Origin of the sequence: Micromonospora sp. NPDC000442 (assembly GCF_042898635.1) — a bacterium.
In the GTDB taxonomy this organism is placed as follows: domain Bacteria; phylum Actinomycetota; class Actinomycetes; order Mycobacteriales; family Micromonosporaceae; genus Micromonospora.
Map to the genome: position 1 here is coordinate 40,081 of NZ_JBIAYZ010000024.1, position 23,806 is coordinate 63,886.

General features: G+C 69.6%; 18 protein-coding genes. 12 read left to right on the forward strand and 6 right to left on the reverse strand.

Features of this window, described 5'->3' with window-relative positions:
- Positions 1 to 389: 389 nt before the first annotated feature.
- The 6 genes from ACFY2A_RS27040 to ACFY2A_RS27065 form a co-directional block, all read right to left on the reverse strand.
- Positions 390 to 1,436 carry a LacI family DNA-binding transcriptional regulator gene (locus tag ACFY2A_RS27040; RefSeq protein WP_363917461.1) on the reverse strand — a complete coding sequence of 349 codons (1,047 nt, stop codon included), beginning with the start codon at positions 1,434 to 1,436 and terminating at the stop codon, positions 390 to 392.
- Positions 1,437 to 1,518: 82 nt separating this feature from the next.
- Positions 1,519 to 2,952, reverse strand: a complete 1,434-nt coding sequence (locus ACFY2A_RS27045; protein WP_363917459.1) for a GH1 family beta-glucosidase — start codon at positions 2,950 to 2,952, stop codon at positions 1,519 to 1,521.
- The gene (locus tag ACFY2A_RS27050; RefSeq protein ID WP_363917457.1) at positions 2,949 to 3,791 is read right to left on the reverse strand and encodes a carbohydrate ABC transporter permease; all 843 of its coding nucleotides are present in this window, start codon (positions 3,789 to 3,791) and stop codon (positions 2,949 to 2,951) included. Before ACFY2A_RS27050 ends, ACFY2A_RS27045 begins: the two co-directional genes overlap by 4 nt.
- 10 nt (positions 3,792 to 3,801) lie before the next feature.
- A complete protein-coding gene (locus ACFY2A_RS27055) occupies positions 3,802 to 4,770 on the reverse strand; it encodes a carbohydrate ABC transporter permease (protein ID WP_387175656.1) in 969 nt (322 codons plus the stop codon).
- A 109-nt stretch (positions 4,771 to 4,879) separates the two neighbouring features.
- Positions 4,880 to 6,169, reverse strand: a complete 1,290-nt coding sequence (locus ACFY2A_RS27060; protein WP_387175658.1) for an ABC transporter substrate-binding protein — start codon at positions 6,167 to 6,169, stop codon at positions 4,880 to 4,882.
- A 267-nt stretch (positions 6,170 to 6,436) separates the two neighbouring features.
- Positions 6,437 to 6,982 carry a plasmid pRiA4b ORF-3 family protein gene (locus ACFY2A_RS27065; RefSeq protein ID WP_387175660.1) on the reverse strand — a complete coding sequence of 182 codons (546 nt, stop codon included), beginning with the start codon at positions 6,980 to 6,982 and terminating at the stop codon, positions 6,437 to 6,439.
- A 151-nt stretch (positions 6,983 to 7,133) separates the two neighbouring features.
- On the opposite strand from ACFY2A_RS27065, the gene ACFY2A_RS27070 reads away from it, so the two are divergent.
- From ACFY2A_RS27070 to ACFY2A_RS27125, 12 genes are all read left to right on the forward strand, one after another.
- Positions 7,134 to 7,880, forward strand: a complete 747-nt coding sequence (locus tag ACFY2A_RS27070) for a pyrimidine reductase family protein (RefSeq protein ID WP_387175662.1) — start codon at positions 7,134 to 7,136, stop codon at positions 7,878 to 7,880.
- A 169-nt stretch (positions 7,881 to 8,049) separates the two neighbouring features.
- Entirely contained in the window at positions 8,050 to 9,801 is a 1,752-nt protein-coding gene (locus tag ACFY2A_RS27075; RefSeq protein ID WP_363917447.1) for an ATP-binding protein, read from the forward strand.
- Between the two features lie 20 nt (positions 9,802 to 9,821).
- A complete protein-coding gene (locus ACFY2A_RS27080) occupies positions 9,822 to 10,970 on the forward strand; it encodes an exonuclease SbcCD subunit D (protein ID WP_387175664.1) in 1,149 nt (382 codons plus the stop codon).
- Entirely contained in the window at positions 10,970 to 13,444 is a 2,475-nt protein-coding gene (locus ACFY2A_RS27085) for an AAA family ATPase (protein WP_387175666.1), read from the forward strand. The genes ACFY2A_RS27080 and ACFY2A_RS27085 overlap by 1 nt, the downstream gene beginning before the upstream one ends.
- Before the next feature lie 7 nt (positions 13,445 to 13,451).
- Positions 13,452 to 14,420 (forward strand): hypothetical protein, encoded by a 969-nt coding sequence (locus tag ACFY2A_RS27090; protein WP_387175668.1) that lies wholly within the window; start codon positions 13,452 to 13,454, stop codon positions 14,418 to 14,420.
- The gene (locus ACFY2A_RS27095) at positions 14,420 to 15,277 is read left to right on the forward strand and encodes a spermidine synthase (RefSeq protein WP_387175670.1); all 858 of its coding nucleotides are present in this window, start codon (positions 14,420 to 14,422) and stop codon (positions 15,275 to 15,277) included. Before ACFY2A_RS27090 ends, ACFY2A_RS27095 begins: the two co-directional genes overlap by 1 nt.
- Positions 15,278 to 15,360: 83 nt before the next feature.
- Positions 15,361 to 16,053 carry a sigma-70 family RNA polymerase sigma factor gene (locus ACFY2A_RS27100; protein WP_093402862.1) on the forward strand — a complete coding sequence of 231 codons (693 nt, stop codon included), beginning with the start codon at positions 15,361 to 15,363 and terminating at the stop codon, positions 16,051 to 16,053.
- Complete coding sequence (locus tag ACFY2A_RS27105) at positions 16,050 to 16,826, forward strand: anti-sigma factor family protein (protein ID WP_387175672.1); 777 nt, start codon at positions 16,050 to 16,052, stop codon at positions 16,824 to 16,826. Before ACFY2A_RS27100 ends, ACFY2A_RS27105 begins: the two co-directional genes overlap by 4 nt.
- 218 nt (positions 16,827 to 17,044) lie before the next feature.
- Positions 17,045 to 17,707, forward strand: a complete 663-nt coding sequence (locus ACFY2A_RS27110) for a hypothetical protein (RefSeq protein ID WP_387175674.1) — start codon at positions 17,045 to 17,047, stop codon at positions 17,705 to 17,707.
- A gap of 553 nt (positions 17,708 to 18,260) precedes the next feature.
- Positions 18,261 to 19,895 (forward strand): stealth family protein, encoded by a 1,635-nt coding sequence (locus tag ACFY2A_RS27115; RefSeq protein WP_387175676.1) that lies wholly within the window; start codon positions 18,261 to 18,263, stop codon positions 19,893 to 19,895.
- Positions 19,892 to 20,878: a hypothetical protein gene (locus ACFY2A_RS27120; RefSeq protein WP_387175678.1), complete on the forward strand. Its 987-nt coding sequence runs from the start codon at positions 19,892 to 19,894 to the stop codon at positions 20,876 to 20,878. Before ACFY2A_RS27115 ends, ACFY2A_RS27120 begins: the two co-directional genes overlap by 4 nt.
- Complete coding sequence (locus tag ACFY2A_RS27125; RefSeq protein ID WP_387175679.1) at positions 20,875 to 23,724, forward strand: stealth conserved region 3 domain-containing protein; 2,850 nt, start codon at positions 20,875 to 20,877, stop codon at positions 23,722 to 23,724. Before ACFY2A_RS27120 ends, ACFY2A_RS27125 begins: the two co-directional genes overlap by 4 nt.
- The last annotated feature ends 82 nt before the right edge of the window (positions 23,725 to 23,806 follow it).

Genomic DNA, 23,806 nt, shown 5'->3' on the forward strand with positions numbered 1-23,806 from the left:
GGACGATATCTCCGAGCATCACTTTCCGTATGCACCGAGCCGCCCCCGAGGTAACTACTTCACGTCCTTTGCTCTGCTTCAACTGACGCAACAGTCACGCTCAGTTTCGATGCCCGGCCGATAGCCGAATCCTGCCTCCGCATTACCGCTGGTCACGCACCAGTGCGTCAGTTGAAGCAGAGCAAAGCGTGCGAGTTGGCATGTGGGGAGTCGGCAGCGCTGTCACGCAGCGTCAAAAACACGGGGAGTCATCGGCTGCTGATCGGGCCGGCGCCGACGGCGGCCCGCAGGCTGGCTCGCGTCGCGGCAGTCTCCGGGCACGGCAGCCCGGGAACGGCACAGCCCGGGGCACAGCGCAGCCCGGGGCACAGCGCAGTCGGGTGCTGGGTTCAGGCGGAGGCGCGCTCGACGAACTGGGTGTCCAGGACGACGTGCGGAGTGGCGATCTCGTCACCGCGGATCCGGTCGACCAGCAGCCGCGCCATCTGCCGGCCCATCTCCTCCACCGGCTGAAACACCGACGTCAGTGGCGGGTTGGCCTGCCGGGCGATGGGCTCGTCGCCGAAGCCGACCACGGCCACGTCCTGCGGCACCCGACGGCCGGCCTCCCGCAGCGTCCGCATGGCACCGAACGCCATCAGGTCGGCGGCCACGAACACGGCGTCCAGGTCAGGGCAGCGCTCCAGCAGCCCGCGCATGGCCGTCGCCCCGCTCTCCTCGCTGAAGTCGCCGTACGCGATCAGGTCGGGGTTGACGCCGAACCCGGCGGTGCGGACCGCGTCCCGATAGCCGGACAACCGGGCCAGGCCGGCGCCCATGTCCTGCGGCCCGGCGATGGTGGCGATGCGTCGCCGTCCCCGGCCGGCGAGGTACTCGACGGCCTGCCGTGCCCCACCGGCGTTGTTGACGTCGACGAACGAGGCTGGCTGCGCCTCAGGGTGCAGCATCCGCGCGGGCCGCCCGCCGAGCACGGTGGGCAGGCCGCGCTCCTCCAACAGGGTGGGCAGCGGATCGTCGTCGTGCAGCGACAGCAGCAGTACGCCGTCGATGTGCTGGTTGGTCAGGTGGTGCTCGACCCGCTCCCGCTCCAGCGGCGACTGGGCCATGGCCAGCCAGAGCTGCAACGGCGTCTCCAGCAGGGCGGAGCTGATCCCCCGGACGATGCCGGCGAAGAACGGCTCGGCGAAGATCCGCTCACCGGACTCGCTGACCACCAGGGCCACCGAGTCGGTCCGCTGAGTGACCAACGCCCGAGCGGCGCGGTTGGGTACGTACCCCAGTTCGGCAATGGCCTGTTGCACGGCGGCCCGGGCCTCCGGACTCACCTGCGGGGAGCCGTTGACCACGCGGGAGACCGTGCCGCGGCCCACTCCAGCGCGGGCGGCAACCGCGTCGAGCGTCGGCCGCCCGAGCGACCGGGTGCGCTGCGTTGTCATCGTCTGCTCCTCCGACGTCAGGCGGCCCCGGCACCTTCATCAGCGTTGGTGCCGGGCCGCCCGTTACTGGCTGGCCATCGCCCTATTGTGCGGCCAGACCGTTGCGTCGGATCACCTCCGCGTACCACCTGGCACTGGACTTGGGGATGCGGGTCTGCTTGTCGTAATCGACGTAGATCATGCCGAACCGCTTCGTGTAGCCCCAGGCCCACTCGAAATTATCCATCAGCGACCAGGCGAAGTATCCCCGCAGGGGGACGCCCGCGCTGATCGCCTCGTGCGAGGCGCGCAGGTGGGCGTCGAAATAGGCCAGCCGATCGACGTCATCGACCTGACCGTCGACGACCTCGTCGACGAAGGCCGAGCCATTCTCGGTCACGTAGAGCGGAAGGTCCGTGTACTCCTCGTGTACCCGGCGCAGCGTCTCCACCAGACCGGGAGCGTCGATCTCCCAGTTCATGTCGGTCACCGGGACCCCGCGGGTGACGAACCGGACGTCCTCGCTGCCCGGCCAGCAGGCCTGGTCCCGCCAGTAGGCTTCCGGCTGCTCGTCGGGGATCGGCGCAGCCACCACGTGCCGGCTGTAGTAGTTGACGCCCACCACGTCCAACGGGGTGGAGATGGTGGCCAGGTCACCCTCGTGAACGTGGCCGAAGTCGGTCACCTTCGCCAGGTCGGCCACCAGGTCGTCCGGGTAGGCGCCGCGCAGCATCGGGTCGAGGAAGAACCGGTTGGCCAGCGCGTCGATCCGCCGGGCCGCATCGACGTCGCCCGGCGCGTCGCTAGCCGGGGTGACCGGGTACAGGTTGACGGTCACCCCAAGCTGCGCCTGCGGCACCGCCGTACGCAGCGCCTGCACGGCGAGGCCGTGCCCGAGCATCAGGTGGTGTCCGGCACGGACCGCGTCGGCCCCGTCGGAACGCCCCGGGGCGTGCACCCCGGAGCCGTACCCGAGGAAGGCCGAGCACCAGGGCTCGTTGAGCGTCGTCCAGTACTTCACCCGGTCACCCAGGGCGTCGGCCACCAACAGGGAGTAGTCGGCGAACCGGGCGGCGGTGTCCCGGGCCGGCCAGCCGCCGGCATCCTCCAACTCCTGTGGCAGATCCCAGTGGTAGAGGGTGAGCCAGGGCTCGATCCCGTTGGCCAGCAGCTCGTCGACCAGCCGCTGGTAGAAGTCGAGCCCCTTGGCGTTCGCCGGACCCGACCCGCCCGGCTGCACCCGGGGCCAGGACACCGAGAACCGGTACGACTTCAACCCCAGCTCGGCCATCAGCCGGACGTCGTCGCTGAGCCGGTGGTAGTGGTCGCAGGCCACGTCGCCGGTGTGCCCGGCGACCGTCCGACCCTCGGTGTGGCTGAAGGTGTCCCAGATCGACGCGGTCCGGCCGCCCTCGTTCGCCGCGCCCTCGATCTGGTACGCGGCGGTCGCCGCGCCCCAGAGGAAGCCGGGCGGGAAGGTCAGCGGCGGACGCTCGTCGAGGACACCGACGGCGGGCGGGGTGGCGGGGTTGCTCACGACTTGACTGCACCTTCCATGATCCCGCCGATGATCTGGCGGCCGAAGAGAAGAAAGACGAGCACCAGCGGGATGGTGCCGACCGCCGTGGCGGCGAAGACCTGGGAATAGTCCGTGTAGTAGGCGTACGAGAGGAAGGAGAGCGAGACCTGAAGGGTCGGGTTCTCCGGGGTGAGGATCGCGTACGGCCAGAGGAAGGAGTTCCAGGTTTCCATGAAGGTGAGCAGGCCGAGCACGCCGGCCGCCGGACGCAGCGCGGGCAGCACGATGTTCCAGTAGATCCGGAAGGTGCTGGCACCGTCGACGCGGCCGGCCTCGATCAGCTCGTCGGAGATCGCCTGGCTGGCGTACTGCCGCATCATGAACACGCCGAAGGCACTGACCAGGAACGGCACAGTCACCGCGTAGAGGGTGTCGTACCACCCCAACGACTGCATCATGCTCCAGAGCGGGATGAGGCCCATCTGGGTCGGGATCATCATGGTGACGATGATCGCCAGCAGCAGCACGTTGCGACCGCGGAAGCGCAGCTTCGCGAAGGCGAAGCCGGCCAGGGAGCCGGTGAGCACCACCGACACGGTGACCACCGACGAGACGATGATCGAGTTCATCAGGCCCTTGAGGAAGTTTGCCGCGTCGTTGTCGAGCACCCGGCCGAAGTTGTCACCGAACGCGCCGGAAGGGGTCATCGGCGGCGGCACGTCGTTGATCGACTCCAGGCTGCGGGTGCCGATCACGATCATGTAGTAGAAGGGGTAGATCGACAGCAGCGCCGCCAGGACGAGCGCCATGTAGGTAAGTGGACTGGTGCGCCACAGGCGCTTTGAAGCCGAGATCATCGATCTCTCCTCACTTGGCCGCGCGGCGGACGAGTACGAAGTTGATCAGCGACACGAAGACGATGATCATGAAGATCGCCCAGGCCACCGCGGCTCCGTAACCTGCGGTACTCAGGTTGTAGATGCCCTTCTCGTACATGTACATGGCCAGCGTCTGGAACTCCCGCTGGTTGCCGCCGATGATGCTGCCGTTGGCGAAGAGCAGCGGCTCGGTGAACAGCTGCATGCCGCCGATCGTGGAGAGGATGACCACGAAGATGAAGGTGGGCTTGAGCATCGGCAGGGTGATCTGCCAGAACTGCCGCCACGGGCTGGCCCCGTCGATCGCGGCCGCCTCGTACAGATCCTTCGGAATGGCCTGCATGCCGGCGAGCAGGATCAGGGTGTTGTAGCCGGTCCACCGCCAGTTGACCATCGTGGCGATCGCGGTCCAGGAACTCCACTCCTGCGCGCGCCAGTCGATCTGGTCCACGCCGACGAGGCTGAGCAGCCAGTTGAACAGGCCGAAGTCGCGCTGGAACAGCATGCCGAAGACGATCGCGACGGCGGCCACCGAAACCACGTTCGGCACGAAGATGGCCATCCGGAAGAAGGTCTTGGCGCGCAGCAGGGTCTGGTTGAGCAGGTTCGCCAGGAACAGCGCCATCAGCAGCTGCGGGATGGTCGACAGGGCGAAGATGCCGAACGTGTTGACAAGCGCGTTCCAGAAGTATTCGTCGGAGAACAACTCGGTGTAGTTGTCGAACCCGATGAACGTGTGCTCGCCGACCATGTCCCAGTCGTGCAGCGACATCCAGGCGGTGCGCAGCATCGGGTACAGCCCGAAGGCTCCGAAGATCAGGAAGAACGGCGCGATGTAGAGGTACGGGGAGTACTTGAGATCCAGGCGGTTGAAGAGATAGCCCCGGCGGCGTCGGGAGGGGACGTCAGGGGGTGGTGCTGCTGGCGACGGCGGCGCCGTCGTGGCCGACAGGCTCATGCGAGTTTCCTTTTCCAGCGAGGCCCGGGGGCCCTCGCGCAGCATGCTGCGCGGTGGGGACCGACCGGTGGCGTCCGGGTAGTCCCGAACGCCACCGGAAGGGAATCACTCAGAAGACGCCCTGAGTCTGCGCATCCTTAGTGAACTGCTCCCAGGCCGCATCCTTGCTGGCCTGCCCGTTCTCGAACGCCCGCATCGCCGGCTCGAACGCGTTCTCCTTCACCGCCTGGTGCTTCGGGCCCAGGTGCACCGGCTGGATCTGGGCGACACTCTCACCGAAGATCTTGCCGGTCGGCGCGTTGCTGAAGTACTCGTTGGTGTAGCTGAGGAAGGCCTCGTTCTTCAGCGCCTCCAGGTTGGTGGGCAGCGGGCCCTTGGCCTTGAAGGCCTCCACCTGGCTGGTGGCGTTGGTCAGGAACTCGGCGAGCTTTGCCGCCTCCTCCGGGTACTTGCTCTGCTCCGGCACGGCCAGCCACGAGCCGCCCCAGTTGCCGCCGCCACCCGGCACTGCGGCAACGTCCCACTTGCCCTTGTTGGCCTCGCCAGAGTTGTCCGCGACGATGCCGAGCATCCAGGACGGGCAGAAGGTGGCCGCGAAGGTGCCCTGCTTGAAGCCACCGGACCACTCCGGCGACCAGGTGGACGCCTTGGCGGAGATGTCGACCATCGAGGTCGCGGTCTCCCAGGCGGCCTTCACCGCGGGGCTGGAGTCCGCGATGATGTTGTTCTCCTTGTCGTAGAACAGGTCGGTGCCCTGCTGGAAGAGCACGCCGTTGGAGACGGCGGTGATCGAGTCCACGAACGCCTTGCCGGTGGCCTGCTTGTACTTCTGGCCAGCCTGGTGGAAGCCGTTCCAGTCCGGCCAGAGCGCCGAGACCGCGTCCCGCTCGGTGGGCAGGCCGGCCGCCTCGAACAGGTCCTTGCGGTAGCAGACCGCGAGGCTGCCGACGTCGGTCGGCAGACCGATCAGCCGGCCGTCCGGCGCCTTGCCCAGCTCCCACTTCCAGGGCAGGTAGTCGTCGGCGATCTCGGACGACACCAGCGGAGTCAGGTCGGCCCAGTTACGCGGGTTGGCCTTGAACTCGTTGAGAATGCCCTCTTCCAGGGCGGTCACGTCGGCCGCGCCCTTGCCGGTGGCGAGGTAACGGACCAGCTTCGGCCGGTACTCGCCGAGCTGCGCGGTCTTGCGCAGCTCGACCTTGATGCCGGTCTGCTGCTCGTACTGCTTGACGAGCTCGTCGTAACCCATTTCGCCGAAGGTGTCGACGACCAGCTTCGCGGGCTTCTCGCCCTCGGCCGGCGTGTCGTCGTCGTTACCGCAGGCCGCGAGCCCGCCGATGGCGGTGATCGCGGCCAGGGTGGCTGCCGCCATGCGGGCACGCCGCGTGGTGAGGCTCATCCTGACCCCTCTTTCGATGGTGAGGCTGCATTTGTCTGTGGTGGGGGGTGCCGCAGCGCCTGCCGGCACCGACTCGGTCAGTCGGTGTCGGCGCCCAAGGGGGCGGTGTGTGATCCACGCCTCTTGGGAACGCTCCCATGAGATTGCCGGCAGGTGTCGGGAGTGTCAATAGTCCAGTGGGAGCGATCCCAGATCGTTACCACGCAGCTCGTTTGACCCGGCAAACAATCGGAAAACGGAGACAGGTTGCGGGTTCGGAAACGGTGCTCAGCAGAAACGACGCAGCAGGGTGTCGGCCCGACCGACGTCGAAGGCCGCCGGGTCGAACCCGGTACCCACCCAGTCCCGCATCGTCCGGTGCTCCGGATGGCCCGGCTCGGCCAACGCGGCGAGCAGCACCAGATAGCCCTGCGGCCCGCCGACGTCCTCCGGTGGGCAGGCCCGCTCCCCGTCGAGGCAGCTCGGGTAGCGTTCGTCCGCCTCGGCGCCGAAGGCGTCCTCCACCAGCAGGTCGTGCTCCCACCAGTCGCCGAAGTCGTACGTGTAGTGGAACCGGCTGCCCTTGCCGACCACCGCGTCCAATCGGACGTCCAACTCGTCGTGCAGGGCCAGCTCGCCGTCGGGGTCAGGTTCGCCGTACTGCACGCCGTCGATCTCGAACGAGTGCAGGTGGCAGTCGCGCCAGCCCATCGCGTGCTGCACCACCCGGTGCAATCGATCCAGGGTGTAGCCGCCGGGTACCAGCACCCGGCGCCAGATCGGCGGACGAACCCCGGACAGGGACATCCTCAGCTGGAAGATCTGACGCGGCATAGGTGTCCCATCCTCCCTCGGCATAGGCTGCGAGCATGATCTGCCGAGCGTGCCGGGCGCGGCGGCACGACGACTGCCCGGGCCGGAACTGGTGCGACTGCCAGCACCGTACCCCCCGACCCACCCCTCCCGTCACCGGTCCGGCCGGCGAATGAGCGACGGAGCGCCGATTTCCGTCCTCTGGCCGGACCCGTCACCCGAGCCGGTGGACGACGACACGCTCATCGCCCGGTACGGCCGCGCCGACCGGCCACATCTGCGGATGAACTTCGTGACCAGCGTCGACGGCGCGGTCAGTCTCGACGGCTACTCGGCCGGGCTGTCCGGCGCACCCGACAAGCGGGTCTTCGGGCTGCTCCGGATGCTCTGCGACGCGCTGCTGGTGGCCGCCGGCACGCTGCGCCACGAGGGTTACCGGGCGATCCGGCTCGACGAGCGACGCCGGGCCTGGCGACGTGCGCACGGGCTGACCGAGTATCCGACCCTGGTCGTGGCCTCCGGCACCCTCAACCTCGATCCGGCCCAGGCCGCCTTCGCCGACGCACCCGTGCGCCCGGTGGTGCTGACTCGCCGCGACGCGGCCGCACCTCCCGGCCTGACCGCCGTGGCCGACCTGGTACGCCTCGGTGACGACCGGGTCGACCTGGTCGCCGGCCTGGCCGAACTGCGCCGTCGCGGGCTCGGTCAACTGCTCTGCGAGGGCGGTCCGCAACTGTTCGGCGCCCTCACCGCCGCCGACCTGGTCGACGAGGTGTGCCTCTCGGTCGCGCCGCTGCTCGCCGGGGCCGGACCGGGCCGGATCACCGCCGGGATACCGAGTCCCGCCCGGAGCCTGCCGCTGCGGCACGTCCTCCGCGCCGACGACGGCACCCTGCTGCTCCGCCACGCCCGGCACTGAGACGACCGATCCGTCACGGACACCCGCCGTCAGAATCCGATCGCCGTGCGCGTTCGGCGCGATGTCGTTACGTGGCCCGCGCCGCGTCGCGTGGCGGCCTGTCGTACTCCTCCGGCAGGATGCAGGGCGTGTGTGCCGACCGCGACGACCGATCGAGCGGAGTTGCCCGATGACCGACCAGGGGTTCGACGGCCCGGGCGAGGGGGTGGGCCGGGTGCTGGGCACCGCCGACGCCACTCCCCTTCAGTTCTGGACGGCGGTCGCCCCGGGCAGCTATCTCCAGCTCGATGACGTGGTGGTGACCCGGCGGGAGTTGCCCGACCGGGAGCCGGTGACCATCGCCGGGGTGGTCACCCAGGTCCGGGCGCGGCACGAGGGCGCGCAGTTCGACTCCGACGTCTTCGCCATCGCCGACGGCACGCTGCCGGCGATGGTGCAGGAGGCCGCCGAGATCACCACCACCCGGGTCGATCCCGAGTTCTACGTGCCGCCGCAGCCGGGTGCCGTGGTGCACCGGGCCGAAGGCGACGCCCGCGCCCGGGCACTGCACTTCGACCGGATGGAACGGCGGATCCCGATGGGCACCGGCCGGGACGGTGTTCCGGTCTACCTGAACGCCGACTTCCTCGACGGCAGCCGGGGCGCCCACGTGTCGATCTCCGGGATCTCCGGGGTGGCCACCAAGACCAGCTTCGCCACCTTTCTTCTCTACTCGGTGTTCCGCTCCGGCCAGCTCGGCGGCGACGCGGTCAACGCCAAGGCGTTGATCTTCAACGTGAAGGGCGAGGATCTGCTCTTCCTCGACCATCCGAACGCCCGGCTCGACGATCCGACCCGGGCCGCCTACGCCCGGCTCGGCCTGGCCGCGGACGCCTTCCCCGACGTACGGGTCTACGCGCCACCCCGGGTCGGCGACTCGTCCGGCACGCCGGACGTGAGCAGTCGACTCACCGGCGTGGACAGCTTCTACTGGACGCTCACCGAGTTCTGCGCCGACCGCCTGCTGCCGTACGTCTTCGCCGACGCCGACGACGAACGTCAGCAGTACACGATGGTGGTCCACTCCGTCGCCGCCCACCTGGCCCGGTACGCCCAGCCCGCCGACGGCGGCGTCAGCATCGACGGCGTCCGGCTGGGCAGCTACGGCGATCTGGTCGACCACATCGTCGAGCAGCTCAGCGACGACGAGACCCGCGGTGACTGGGCGGGCAGCGCGGTGGGCCTGGGCACGGTCAACGCGTTCGCCCGCCGGCTGATCGGCAGCAAGAAGGACCTGTCCCGGCTGATCCGTGGCGACCTGGCCACCCGCCGCCCGCACAGCATCAACACCGCCGAGAGCGCCCAGGTCACCGTCGTCGACCTGCACAACCTGCCGGACCGGGCGCAACGTTTCGTGGTCGGTGTGACGCTCAAGAGCGAGTTCGAGCGTAAGGAGAAGTCCGGCACCGCCAAGCCGCTGCTGTTCGTGGTGCTCGACGAGCTGAACAAGTACGCCCCGCGGGAGGGCTCCTCCCCAATCAAGGAGGTGCTGCTCGACATCGCCGAGCGGGGCCGCTCGCTCGGGGTGATCCTGATCGGCGCACAGCAGACCGCCAGCGAGGTGGAACGACGCATCGTCACCAACTCGGCCATCCGGGTGGTGGGCCGGCTGGATCCGGCCGAGGCGTCCCGCCCGGAGTACGGTTTCCTCCCGCCGGCCCAGCGACAACGCGCGCTGCTGGCCAAACCGGGCACGATGTTCGTCAACCAGCCGGACATCCCGGTGCCGCTCTGTCTGGAGTTCCCGTTCCCCGCCTGGGCCACCCGGGTCTCCGAGGCCGGGGCCGCGCCGTCGCAGACCCTGCGGTCGATCACCCAGTCCGCCGATCCGTTCGCCGTGGTCGGGTCCGGTGGCGGCACCGACGACGACATCCCGTTCTAGCCCGGGGGTGGGGTAACAGCATGAAGATCCTGCACACCTCCGACTGGCACGTGGGCAAGGTCCTCAAGGGGCAGTCGCGGGCCGAGGAGCACAAACAGGTGCTGGCCGGGGTCATCGAGATCGCCCGGCGGGAACGGCCCGACCTGGTCGTCATCGCCGGTGACCTCTACGACACCGCGGCACCGACCCCGGAGGCGACCCGCCTGGTCACCCGGGCGTTGACCGCGCTGCGCCGCACCGGCGCGGACGTGGTGGCGATCGGCGGCAACCACGACAACGGTCCGGCCCTGGACGCGCTGCGCCCGTGGGCCGAGGCCGCCGGCATCACCCTGCGCGGCGGCGTACGCGAGGATCCGGCCGAACACGTCATCGACGGCACCACCGCCGACGGGGAACGCTGGCGGCTGGCCGCGTTGCCCTTCCTGTCCCAACGGTACGCGGTACGCGCGGTGGAGATGTACGAGCTGACCGCCGCCGAGACCACCCAGACGTACGCCGACCATCTGGGCCGCATCCTGGCCCGGCTGACCGAGGGCTTCGACGAGCCGGACCGGGTGCACCTGGTCACCGCCCACCTCACGGTGGTCGGCGCGGCCACCGGCGGCGGCGAACGGGACGCGCACACCATCATGGGTTACGCGGTGCCCGCCTCGGTCTTTCCCGGCACCGCGCACTACGTGGCGCTCGGGCACCTGCACCGCGCCCAGCGGGTGCAGGGGCCGTGCCCGATCCGCTACAGCGGTGCCCCGCTCGCGGTCGACTTCGGCGAGCAGGAGAACGTCCCGGCGGTGACCCTGGTCGAGGTCACCGCGACCACGGCCGCGCGGATCCGCGAGGAACCGGTGACCGCGGCGACCGCGCTGCGCACCGTACGCGGCACCCTCGCCCAACTCGCTGAGATCACCCCGCCGGAGGGCTGGCTGCGGGTGTACGTGCGCGAGCAGCCCCGCGCCGGCCTGCGGGAGGAGGTGCAGCAGTTGCTGCCCCGGGCCCTGGAGATCCGGATCGACCCGGAGCTGGTGCCGGCACCCGGCACCGGCACCCGGGTGGCCCAACGGTCCGGCCGGTCGCCCCGGCAGTTGTTCGCCGACTACCTGGACAGCCGGGGGCATGCCGACGAGGGCGTCCGCGAACTCTTCGACGAGCTGCTCGAGGAGGTCGATCACTGATGCGGCCGATGCGGCTGGACCTGGCCGGCTTCACCGTCTTCCGCGACGCCACCACCATCGACTTCACCGACGCGGACTTCTTCGCCCTGGTCGGGCCGACCGGCTCGGGCAAGTCGACGGTGCTCGACGCGATCTGTTTCGCGCTCTACGGCACGGTGCCCCGCTGGGGCGGTACCCGCGGGCTGGGCAACGCGCTCGCTCCGTCGGCCACCGAGGCGCGGGTACGGCTGGTCTTCGAGTCCGGCGGCGCCCGCTACGTCGCCACCCGGGTGGTGCGTCGGGACAGCCGGGGCAACGTCAAGACCGCCGGTGCCGGGTTGCAGCTGATGCCGGAGGGGTTCGACGTCACCAAGCTGGACACCGGGCTCAGCCCGGAGGATCTCGGCGAGGTGGTCGCCGGGACCCCGGCGGAGATGGACGCGGCCGTGCTGGCGGCGGTCGGGCTGCCGTACGAGCAGTTCACCAGCTGCGTGGTGCTGCCGCAGGGCCAGTTCGCCGACTTCCTGCACGCCCGCCCGGCCACCCGGCAGCAGATCCTGGTCAACCTGCTCGGTCTCGGCGTGTACGAGCAGGTGCAGCAGCGGGCCACGACCCGGGCCGGGCAGGCGGAGGCGAAGCTGGAGGCGGTCGATCAGCTGCTCGCCGGGCTGGCCGACGTCGACGACGACGCGCTGGAACGGGCCGCCGGCCAGGTCGACCGGATGCGGGAGCTGGCCGGGTCGGTGACCGCCGCCGTACCGGAACTGGAAGCGGCGCGTACGACGGTGCGGGAGGCCAACGCGGCCCTGGCCACACTCGACGCCGAACTGGCCACCCTGGGCCAGGTTCGAGCGCCGGACGGGGTGGCCGAGGTGGCCCGGGCGGTGACCGCGACGCGGGCCGAGTCCGACGCCGCAGCGGCCGCGGTGTCGCTGGCCGAGGAGCGCGAGGAGAAGCTGCGCGGCGAGCTGGCCGCCGCCGGCGACGAGAGTGCCCTGCGGATGCTGCTGCGGGCGTACGCCGACCGGGAGCAGTTGTCCGCTCAGGCGGAGCAGGTGCGGGCCGCGATGGAAGCGGCCGGCGTCGAGCACGACGCCGCGGTGCGGGCGCTGACCGGGGCGCAGACGGCGGCCGAGCGTGCCGAGGCGGAGCTGGCGGCGGCGTTCCAGGCGCACGAGGAGGCGAAGACCGCCGATCAGGCGACGGCGTTGCGGGCCCACCTGACCGACGGGGACGCCTGCCCGGTCTGCGAGCAGACGGTGGCCCGGGTGCCGGCGATTCCGGCCGGCTCGGCGGTGGCGAGGGCGGTGGCGGCCGGCAAGGCGGCTCGGGCGGCGAACGAGGCGGCCAGGAAGGTCGTCGCCGAGCGGGACACTGCCGCGCGTGAGCTGGAACGGGTGCTGCTGCGCGCCCGTACCGAACATGACGGGCTGCGGACCCGACTCGTCGAGCTGGACGAACGGCTCGCCGGTGCGGCCACCGCTGAGGCGCTGCGGGCGCGGTTGGCGGAGCTGGCCCGGCTGCGGCAGGGGCTGGACGAGGCGACCACGGCGGTCCGCGCCGGCCGGGACGCCGCCCGGCAGGCCAGGGCGGCGGTGGAGGCGGCGCAGGATCGGCTCCGGACGGCGTGGCGCCGCTTCGACGGTGCCCGCGACACGGTGGCCCGGTTCGGGCCGCCGGCCACCGACCGCGACGATGTGGCCGCCGCCTGGGCCACGTTGGCCGAGTGGGCGCGGGAGCAGGCGAAGCGTCGTCGGTCGGAACGGGACGGGCTGGCCACGGCCGTGGTCGAGGCCGAGACGGCGGCCGACGCGGCGACGGACCGCATCGCCGGCATCTTCGCCGACGCCGGGCTGCCCGCACCGGACGACCCGGTGCGCGCCGCGACCGTCGCCGTGGAGCGGGCCGAGGCCGAGCTGCGCCGGCTGACCGAGCGGCGTGAGCAGGCCGGGACGCTGCGGGAGCAGCGGGCCGGGCACGAACGCGAGGCACAGGTGGCTCGGGCGTTGGCGGGGCACCTGCGGGCCAACAACTTCGAGCGGTGGTTGCTGGCCGAGGCGCTGGACCTGCTTGTCGACGGCGCGTCGGGGATCCTGCGGGAACTCTCCGGCGGCCAGTACGACCTGGTTCACGACAAGGGCGAGTTCTTCGTGGTCGACCACCACGACGCCGGGCTGCGTCGCGGGGTGCGGACGCTGTCCGGCGGTGAGACGTTCCAGGCGTCGCTGGCGTTGGCGTTGGCGTTGTCCGAGCAGTTGGCCGGAATGTCCACCACCGCCGCCAGCCTGGAGTCGATCGTGTTGGACGAGGGTTTCGGCACCCTCGACGCGGCCACCCTCGACACGGTCGCCGCCACCCTGGAAAATCTCGCCGCCCGGGGCGACCGGATGGTCGGCGTGGTCACCCACGTACCGGCGTTGGCCGAGCGCATCCCGGTCCGCTTCGAGGTGCACAAGGACGCCCGCTCCGCCCGGGTGGAACGGACCGGCCGGTGATGCGGACATGAACCGCTTCTTCGTCGATGCCTGGGATCCGAGCTACGGGGCGTCTTTCGAGGCGTCACCGGCCGGTCCGGCCACGCCGAGCAGCGCCCAGGTCGAGGCGGAGCACGAGCTGCCGGCGGTGGACTGGCGGGCGATCGGCCCGCGTCCGGGTGTCCGGGCACCGGACGTGGTGCTGCTTGTCGACGGGGTACGCCGGATCGACGCCAGCATCTGGACAGCCGAGGAGGACGGCGGTTCGTTTCCCGGGCTGGCCGCCTCGTACGCGGCCGGGGTGGTGCGCTGCGACCTGGATCGCGGTGCCGCGCAACTGGCCGGCGCCACGGTGGAGCGCGGCCTGTTCACCGCCAGCCCGTCGGCCACCGACGTGGTGGCCGGCAACGTCCGCTACCCGGTACATCAGGTCAGCGGCAGCGGTGAGCTGGCCAAGCTCCCGGCGGCGGTGCAGGGGCCGTTGACCGCCCTGGAGGTGCAGGTCTCGGCCGCCGCGCGTACCGACGACGATCTGCTGGTGGTGGACGGGCCGTTGCGTAACCGGCGGCAGCTGCCGCGCACGCTCGGCTACATCAAGACCCAGCACAGCCAGTACCTCGACGCCCGGCTCACCGCCGTGGTCACCGGTCTCGCGCCGGGCCACCGCTCGCCGGTGTTCCGGCTCGGCACCGCCTGGGGCGGCTGGTCCTGGTATCTGCGGCTACCGGTGGCGGCGGGGGCACCCTGGGCGGGGATCGTACGGCTGGAGTGCTCCGCCGACCTGGAGATCGCCGAGGCGGTGCGGTTGGCCGACCTGTCGCTTGTCACCCTGCCCCGCTTCGCCTCCACCCCGTACAAGGATCCCCGGGCCCCGCAGAACCTCGTCCCGATCGCCGGGCTGGAGCGGCTGCTGCGTTCCCGGCTGGGCGACGCGCGGCTACTGCATCGCGCGCTGACCGTCGCCGCCCGTACCGCCGCCGCCCGGGCCGGGCGCTGATGGGCCGGCGGCGCGACGCCGACCGGATCACCGAGCCTGTCGACACGGGGCTCGCCGAGCTGGTGCCGGATCCGGACCGGTCCGGCTCGTGGACGCTGCTGCTCGACGGCGCACCGCAGTCGCATGTGGACCTGACTGACCCGACGCACCTGGAGTTCGAGTACGTCCGTCGGCTGGCCGCCGCAATCGACCTGGTGGCACCCGAGGGTGCCCCGCTGCGGGTGCTGCATCTGGGCGGTGGTGCGCTGACCCTGCCCCGTTATGTCGCCGCCACCCGTCCGGGCTCGACGCAGCGGGTGGTCGAGGTGGACGGGGCGCTTGTCGATCTGGTTCGGCGGGCGTTGCCGTGGCGGGCCGACCCACGCCTGAAGGTACGGGTGGGTGACGCTCGGGCGGTGCTCGCCTCGGGTCGGGATGCCAGTTACGACGTGGTGGTCGCCGACGTCTTCGCGGGTTCCCGGACACCGGCCCGGCTGACCTCGGTGGAGTACGCGGCCGAGGCGGCCCGGGTGCTGCACCCGGCGGGCTGGTACCTGGCCAACGTCGCCGACGGTCCGCCGCTGCGCCACGCCCGTGGGCAGGTGGCCACCGTGCGGACGGTGCTGCCCCGGGCGTGTCTGGTCGCCGACGCCGCCGTGCTGCGGGGCCGGCGCTACGGCAACCTGGTGCTCCTCGCCGGCCGCCAGGACCCGCCGGTGGCCGCGCTGGCCCGCCGGGCCGCCGGTGACTGGTTTCCCGGCCGGGTGCTGGCCGACGCGGAACTCGACCGCTTCACCGGAGGCGCCACGGTGGTGCGTGACGCCGACGCCGTCGACTCGACGCCACCGCCGCCGGGGATTTTTTCCACCCGACGTTGATCCGTTCGGTGCCGCCTTCCGTACCAGTCAGCAGCCATGCCCGTGGGGGGACGGCTTTCTGTCCATGGACGTCGGAGGTCTGCATGCACGCACTGGCGGTCGGTTGGCAGGGCGACCGGGTGCGGGTGGACTGGATGTCCGCCCGGTCCCAGTCGCGGCCGACCACGTCCACCCGTGGGGTCGACTCTCGTGCGGCGGCTCGCCAGAATAGCCCGGTGACGCCGCGACCCACCCCTGGCCGCCACCAGGCTTCCACCACCGAAGCCGCCCACTCCGACCAGTTGGTCCGCACGCTCTACGCGGAACACGCCGGACCGCTGCTGATGTTCGTGATGCGGTTGACCGGCGGTGACCGGCAACGAGCCGAGGACATCGTCCAGGAGACGCTGCTGCGGGCCTGGCGCAACGCGCATCGGCTGGGCACGCAGGGACAGGGGTCGCTACGGCCGTGGCTGGTGACGGTGGCCCGCCGCATCGCCATCGACGAGCACCGCAGCGAGCAGGCCCGCCCGGCCGAGACGTACGACCGGGACCTGACCGCCTTCGCCGAGGCGGACAGCACCGACCGGGTGCTGCGGTCGATGACGGTGGCGGACGCGCTGCGAACGTTGAGTCAGTCGCACCGGGAGATCCTGGTGGCGACGTACTTCCGGGGCCGGACGGTGCCGGAGGCGGCCGAGGAGCTCGGTCTGCCACTGGGCACCGCGAAGTCGCGGGTCTACTACGCGCTGCGCGCGCTGCGCACAGCTCTGCAGGAGAGGGGGGTGACGGAATGAGCCGGGTTGACCACATGGACGTCGCCGCGTACGCGCTCGGCGTGCTTGACGAACAGGACATGGAGCGGTTCGAGGAACACCTCGCGACCTGCTGGGCCTGTGCCGGCGAGTTGGAAACGATGGTGCCGGTGGTCGGGATGCTCTCCGACATCGACGAGGAGTCGATCACGGCGCTGGAGCAGACCCACTCGGATCCGGTCCTGTTGGACCGGACGCTCGTGGCGCTGCGTACGCATCGTCGGCGGGCCCGGTTCCGGCAGGTCCTGGCGACCGCGGCGGCCGTGGTGGTCTTCGGTGGGCTGACCGGTGTCGTGTTCAGCAATCTCACCGACAGCAGCACGGCACCGCCGATCGCCGGGCCGACCACGGCTCCGGTGGACCCGCCGAGCAACCGCCCCGGCAACCCCAGCGGTCCGAACGTGGGTGGCAACGAGCAGGAGGGTGCGCAGGTCGACGTCACCGACTCGACCACCGGCGTCAAGGCGACGTTCTGGCTGATCTCGAAGGACTTCGGCACGAAGATGGACTTCAGCCTGAGCAAGCTGCCGGGGCCGCGTACCTGCCGCCTGGTGGTGGTGCGCGACGACGGCTCCACCGAGGTCGTCTCCACCTGGTCGGTGCCGGACGGCGGGTATGGCACGAACGCCAACCCGCAGTTGCTGGCCCTGTCGGCGGCCACGTCGACGAAGCTGGACGCCATCAAGCACTTCGAGGTGCAGGAGATCGACTCGCGGGGTGCCACCGACACTCTGGTGACCGTCCCAACGGCCTGATCCACTGTGCACGAAGGCCCGCCTCGATCGAGGCGGGCCTTCGTCGTTCAGGTTCATCCTCACCGGGCAGGCACAGCGACCTGGGGATACGGACTCACACGCACAGAGAGCCCAGACAGTTCAATGGATTCTTGTGAACTTGCCCACCCTTTCGGATTCAACCTTGACAGCGCTCGTCCCGTACTTCCCGGTGAACTTGTCAAGTATGAGGAGGGCACGTGGCACAGATGAAGCGAACCGTCATCGCCGTGGGCGCCATGTTCGCACTTACGGCCTGCGCTCCCGCAGGCTACAACGGGGCGGACGCGGGCGCGGCCGAGCCGGTCGCCGTCGCCGCGGCCGAGCCCAGCGTGACCGCCGACCCCGAGGCCAGCGCGGAGCCGGGCGCCTCGGCGTCACCGGGCGCGGAGGCCGAGACCGACGCTCCCCTGCCCGACGGGGTGGAGCTGACCGACAGTCTGACCGGCAAGAAGTTCCCCCGGATGGGTAGCGCCGTGGTCAACCAGGACGGATTCATCCTGTACCGCTTCGACCGCGACACCAACGACCCGCCGTCGTCCAACTGCGACGGCCAGTGCGCCGAGGTGTGGCCGCCGGCGCTGACCGACGGTGCCCCGGATCTCAAGGGTGTCTCCGACGACGCCGTCGGCACCATCACCCGGGAGGACGGCACCCGCCAGATCACCCTCGACGGCTGGCCGCTCTACACCTACATCGGTGACAAGAAGCCGGGCGCCTGGAAGGGCCAGGGCGTCGGTGGCACCTGGTTCGTGGTCAACCCGGACGGCAGCAAGAACCTGGAGTGCCTGCCCAAGGGCACCCCGAAGGCGGTCGCCCCGCCGTCGAAGACCGAGTCGAACGACTCCGACTACGACTACTGAGCCGTCAGCACGTCCCGGTGGCCGGCCGCAGCCAGCAATGGCGCGGCCGGCCACCGGCGTCTGTCAGGCGCATTCAGCCGTTGCGCGAGACACAGCGGCTACGCCCGCTTGGTTGAAGATCACCGATAAGCCGAACAGTGGGCAACGCATGGACGAACGGCAAGTATCCCCAGGATCTCCAGGCTGATACATTGCCACACGTCGCGCGCCGGCGCGTCCGGCCACGGCATGCCGAGCCTGACACCGCTCCGCGACCGACGAACTAATCGGGGAGTCTCCGGCGCGCCCGGAGTGATACATGTGGGGATCTCGGCTTGTCTGCTGAACCTTTCCGGCAACACGATCAGCACGGCTCGGCCCTGCCAGAAGTGAACCTGCAATGATCGCGCTGCGCATCTACCGGACCTTGCCTCGGCGCTATCGAGTCCGGCTCGTCCAGCTCCTTCCCCCGCAGCGGCAACTCTGGCTCGTCCGACGATTGACCAGACTGGCACCGCCTCGGGCCCATACCCCTGTCGGACGGGTACACCGGGTCCGCGACCGCGGTAGCTGGGTGTTCGCAGAGGTGGTGGAGCAGGCGACCCCGCTGGCCATGTGGCAACGCAACCTCGATCTGGTGACCAACGCGCTCGACAGAGCGGGCATCGACTACTTCTGCGTCCCCCACAAGAACGACCTGCAAAGTGCGGTCGCCGTGCCGCTGGCACACAAGGGCGAGGCGCTCCGGGCGCTCCAACAACTCACTCAACAGCCGCAGGTCACGGTACGCCTGACCAACGGTGAGGGAAAGCGCGCAAGCGTCAAACAGCGTGCCGCAGTCGTCCAGGTGTTCAGCTCCGTGTCAGATCCTGACAGCGTCACCGTCCTCGGTAGCGAATTTGCCTGCGAGGTCGAATTCTGGCAGGTGACAACACCGACCGACCGACCAATCACTGAGATCGTCGCACCGCGTGGCAACCAGGTCGCCAGTTCCCTGCCAGCCCAGGGTCAAGCCGTCACCGTGCCGGCCTCGCGCCTGACCCGACTCGCTCCAGAACGCGGCGAGCCGGGTCGTTACCGGAGTCGGGCGGAGTTCGCGGGCCTGGGATACGAGCACATAACCTTCCCGATCGACGCCGTCTACACCTGGGTGGACGGCAACGATGCCGACTGGATGCGGCGGAAGAACCTGGCGCTGCTTGAGCAGCAGCCAGGCTCTGAGATCAGCGATGTTGCCGCCAACGCCTCCCGCTATGTCAGCCGGGACGAACTCCGCTACTCGCTCCGCTCGCTCGTGGCCTTCCTGCCCTGGATCCGGACGATCTACCTTGTGACGGATGACCAGGTGCCCCCCTGGTTGGATGTCGCGCATCCCATGATCAAAGTCGTACCTCACCGAGATATCTTCGGCGACACCGGCCGGCTTCCGAGCTTCAACTCTCATGCCATCGAATCGCGATTGCACCACATCACTGGCCTCAGCGAGCACTTCATCTACATCAACGATGACATGTTCTTCGGTCGTCCGCTCCTGCCGACCAAGTTCTTCCACGCCAACGGGCTCGCGAAGTTCTTCCCCTCTCCGGCCCAACTCGATGTCGGACCAGCGACGATCTATGACCCGCCGGTGACCGCAGCCGGCAAGAACAACCGCCGACACATTCAGGAACGATTTGGACGCACGATCACGCAGAAGATGCGTCACGTGCCCTACCCGCTCCGCAAGAGCGTCTTGGAAGACATCGAGCGGGAGCTCACCGATGAGGTGCTCGCGACGGCCGAACACCAGTTCCGGCACCCGGCTGACCTGTCCATCCCTTCGTCGTTGCAGCACTACTGGTCGTACCTGTCGGGGAAGGCGGCGCCTGGATCGATCGCATACTCCTACGCCGATCTGGGTCATCCATCCGCGCCGATTCAATTGGCGAGGCTACTCACCCGTCGTGATCGCGACGCCTTCTGCCTGAACGACACCGACTCGGCAGAGGTCTCACTTCCCCAACAACACGCCATGCTCAGCGAGTTTCTCTCGGCGTACTTCCCGTTCCGTACGCCATTCGAGCTGCCTGCCCACCTTGAGGCGGAGCGAGCATCCCAGACCGCAACTGCACTCGCCGCGGCGAGCCTGCCGCTGGAGCACGCGATCCGCCAGGTTCCCGATGGCGGTCGGGCAGGTGCACCCATCAGCGGTCGCGAGCCGGTCCGATGAGCCCGAACGAGCGTCGGAGTTCGAGCCGCCCGCCACTACGACTCCTTCAGGTGGTCTACGGCGCTCGCCGACGGGCGGGTGTGGTGGCGGATCGTCTCGCCCGGCGAACGACACGCCTACGCCGCGAACCCGTCGCCGAACTCGCTCGGGCCACCTGCGACTACTTCGCGGTACTCGACGGCCGGACGTTGCACGTGCATGCCGTGCTACCCACCTCCGCCGTCGACGTCGGTTCGGTGACCCTGTTGTTCCTCCAGGGGCACCGCCTGGTGGCCTGCCCGGCGTCAGCCGAAACGGCTGGCGACCGGGTCTCGGTGACGGCTCGGGTCACCTTCGGCACCGCTCCTGACGAGATTTCGCTGAACAAGGGTGTCTGGTCGCTGGCCCTCGCGGTCTCGGAAGCGGCCGGTGAGCGACGATTCGCCCTGCAGACGAGGGAGCCTGCGGAGCACGAGGGGCCGACGCTCTCCAACCCGCCACACCCCGTCTCCGGTTGGCGATACGAGCCAGGCTGCGGCAATCACGGCCTGGCACAACTCACCATCCTCGGTGCCAGGTCCCGGGCCGAGGTGACCCGGCTCGCAACCGGGCCGACCGAGGCACGGGTTCACGCGAGGCTGGTCGGCGTCGGCACGCTGCAAGACCCAATGATCGTGTTCACGCCGCGAAGCGGCGGGCCGGACGTGGTGGTGCCGATCGACCCGATCGACGGGCGGTTCGATTTCGCGGTCCCGTTGGCGGAGCTGGCTGCTGGACCGCCCGGCACCGAGGTGATCTGGGAGGCATGGGTACGCACGTCACCCACTCGCATGATCCGCCTCGGCCGGTTCCTGCACGACCTACGTGATCCGCGGACCGTTCTGCGGGTCAGCCGGACCACCGTGACGATCGAAGACCGACGCTTCGTGGGATACCGGCCCTACTACACGAAGGCTGGCAACCTGGCGGTGGCCTGCCTGCACTTCACGGGGGCAGCAACATGAAGATCACATTCCTGCTGAACACAGCCGACGCCCTCGGCGGAACCGAGCGGGCCATCCTCACCCAGGCCGACTACCTGGCGCGCCGCCACGATGTCGAGGTCATCAGCGTCTTCCGGACGGGCGCAACGAGCTTCTTCTCGAATGACGCACGGGTACGTCGTCGTTATCTGGTCGACCTCACCGGAACCACACCCCGGCCGGAGCGGTCCACGCCGGTGGACGACGCCGCGTACGAAGCTCTCGCTCGCAGCGGTAGCCGGCTGATCCCGAAGCGTTGGGAGAAGCAGTTCAACCGCTTGGCCGACCTTGAGGTCGAGCGGGCGCTGCGGTCCCTCGACGCCGATGTCCTGGTCTCGTCATCACCGGCGTTGATGTCTCTGGCGACGACGCTGGCTCCGCCCGGGGTGGTGACCGTGCACCAGGAGCACCGACCGTCGCAGCTACGCGGCGGAACCGGCCAGCCGCTCTTCCAGATGTCTCCACGGTTGGACGCCCTGGTGGTGCTCACCGATCGGACCAGGGACTGGTTCGTGGACACCTTCGGTCCGTCGGCCCCACGGTTGGAGGTCATCCCCAACAGCATCCCCGACGGTTTCCGGCCCCGATCCGACCTGCGCAACCCCGTGGTCGCCATTGCCGGACGCATGGTTCCGGAGAAGCGGATCGACCACGCCATCCGGGCCTTCGGGAAGGTTGCCGCGGCCTATCCTGAGTGGACGTTGCGCGTCTATGGCGACGGTCCGCTGCTACCGGAGATGCGACGACTCGCCGCCGACCTCGGTCTGCACGACAACGTGCAGCTCGTGGGTGCAACCGACCGGATGACCGAGGAGTGGGCTAAGGCGAGCGTCGCGTTGCTCTCCTCCCGTGACGGGGAGGCCCTGCCGTTGGTGCTGCTGGAGGCGTTCGCGGCAGGAGTTCCGGCGGTCAGCTACGACATCCAGACCGGGCCGGCCGAGATCATCACGCACGGCGTGGACGGCCTGCTGGTCCCCTCCGGTGACGAGGACCAGCTCGCGCAGGCGCTGATCCGGCTCATCGCCGATGACGAGTTGCGCCGCAGCTGCGGCGCCAACGCTCTCGTCGCAGCGGAGCGCTACCGCATCGCGCCGATCATGCAGCGTTGGGAGGATCTCTTCACCGAGCTGATCGCGGAGCACGCCAGCCAGGAGCAGGCGCGCGCGGACCGGCTGGCCGCATGGCTGGCGCGAGCGGGCGGATCCGGCTTCGCGCCGGCCGCGCCCCGCCCCGGCCAGGTGACCACCGGCCCTGATCTGGAGTCACTTGAGCAGCGGATCGAAGACGCGGTTCCCGGATTGGTTCGCAGCGGTGGCCGGTTGAGCGTCGTCCGGGACGATCTGGTGCCGGCCGACGTCGCGTACGCCAACTTCACCGCTGTGGTCGATGTGCTGGAGGAACGCGGCATCCCGTACTGGATCGTCCGCGACACCGGTGTGCGCCACCGGGTGGTCGTTCCGCTGGAGCGGCGGGAGGAGACGCTTGCCGCGTTCGCAAGCGCATTCGCGACGACTCCCTGCTACGCCGAGACGCTGTCCGAAGGCGCCAAAGTCACCTCGGTAACACTCGCGGCCTGCCTGGTCACCGAGCCACGCGCGGCCGACGCCGTCGGTCTGCGGATGTTCCAGCCCTACGTTTCGCCGTCGAGAACCCTGCGCTACGGCCCTGCCGTCGGCTGCGACGTCGAATTCTGGATGCCCTCCGCGCAGGGGGACACGCTCCTGGCGACCCGCCGCACGCTGCTCGGCGATATGGTGCCGACACAGGCGATCAGGCCGGGGACCCTCACCATCCGGGATCGTCAGCACCCCACGATCGAGCCCTTCACCCAACGACTCGTCTCCGACGTGGACTTCCCGATCGACGTCGTCTACACCTGGGTCGATGGCGCTGACCCAGCTTGGTTGGCGAGTAAGAACAGCGTCCTTTCGGAGGCGGGGAGATCTCCGATCGACGCCGCCGAGAGCCTCGCCCGGTTCCGGGATCGCGCCGAGCTGCGCTACTCGTTGCGCTCCATCGACATGTACGCCCCATGGGTGCGGAACATCTACCTGGTCACGGCCGGACAGACTCCGGCCTGGCTGGACACCGGCCACCCGCGGATCAGGGCCGTCGATCACCGGGATCTGTTCGACTCCCGGGGCGCGCTGCCGACGTTCAACTCGCACGCCATCGAGTCGCAGCTGCACCACATCGACGGCCTGGCCGAGCATTTCATCTACTTCAACGACGACTTCTTCCTGGGCAGGTCGGTGTCACCGTCCCTGTTCTTCCGCAGCAACGGGTTGGCGCAGTTCTTCCTCTCCCCGACGCCCATCCCGATGGTGGAGGTGAACGAGGAGGACGACTTCAACTTCAGCGCCGCGAAGAACAACCGTCGGCTGATCCGGGAGGCGTTCGGCCGCACCCTCACCCACGGCCTGCTGCATGCGCCCTACCCGATGCGCCGCAGCGTCGCCTACGACCTGGACAAGGCTTTCGCCGACGAGGTCGAGCGAACCGCGGCGAGCCGGTTGCGCAACCACGCCGATGTGTCGATCGCCTCATCGCTGCACCACTACTACGGCTACCTGACTCAGCGCTCCGTGCCGGGATCCATCCGAGTCAGTTACGTCAACACCGGCGATCCGAACGAGCATCCGCAGCTGACCCAGATTCTCGTCACCCGCGGTTACGACGCGTTCTGCCTCAATGACACCCACCACGGCGAACTCGATGACACGGAGCAGATCCCGGTTGTCTCCGGCTTCTTGGAGAGCTACTTCCCGGTGGCCAGCCAGTTCGAGCGAGGCAGCGTGCGGAACCAGCTCCGCAAAGCGCGGGCCTAGGAGTCTCCTTTGGCCGGCGGGACTTCCCCGCCGGCCAGTGGGGGTGTTGGTTCGAACGAGCGGCACAGGCGGCTACCGCCAC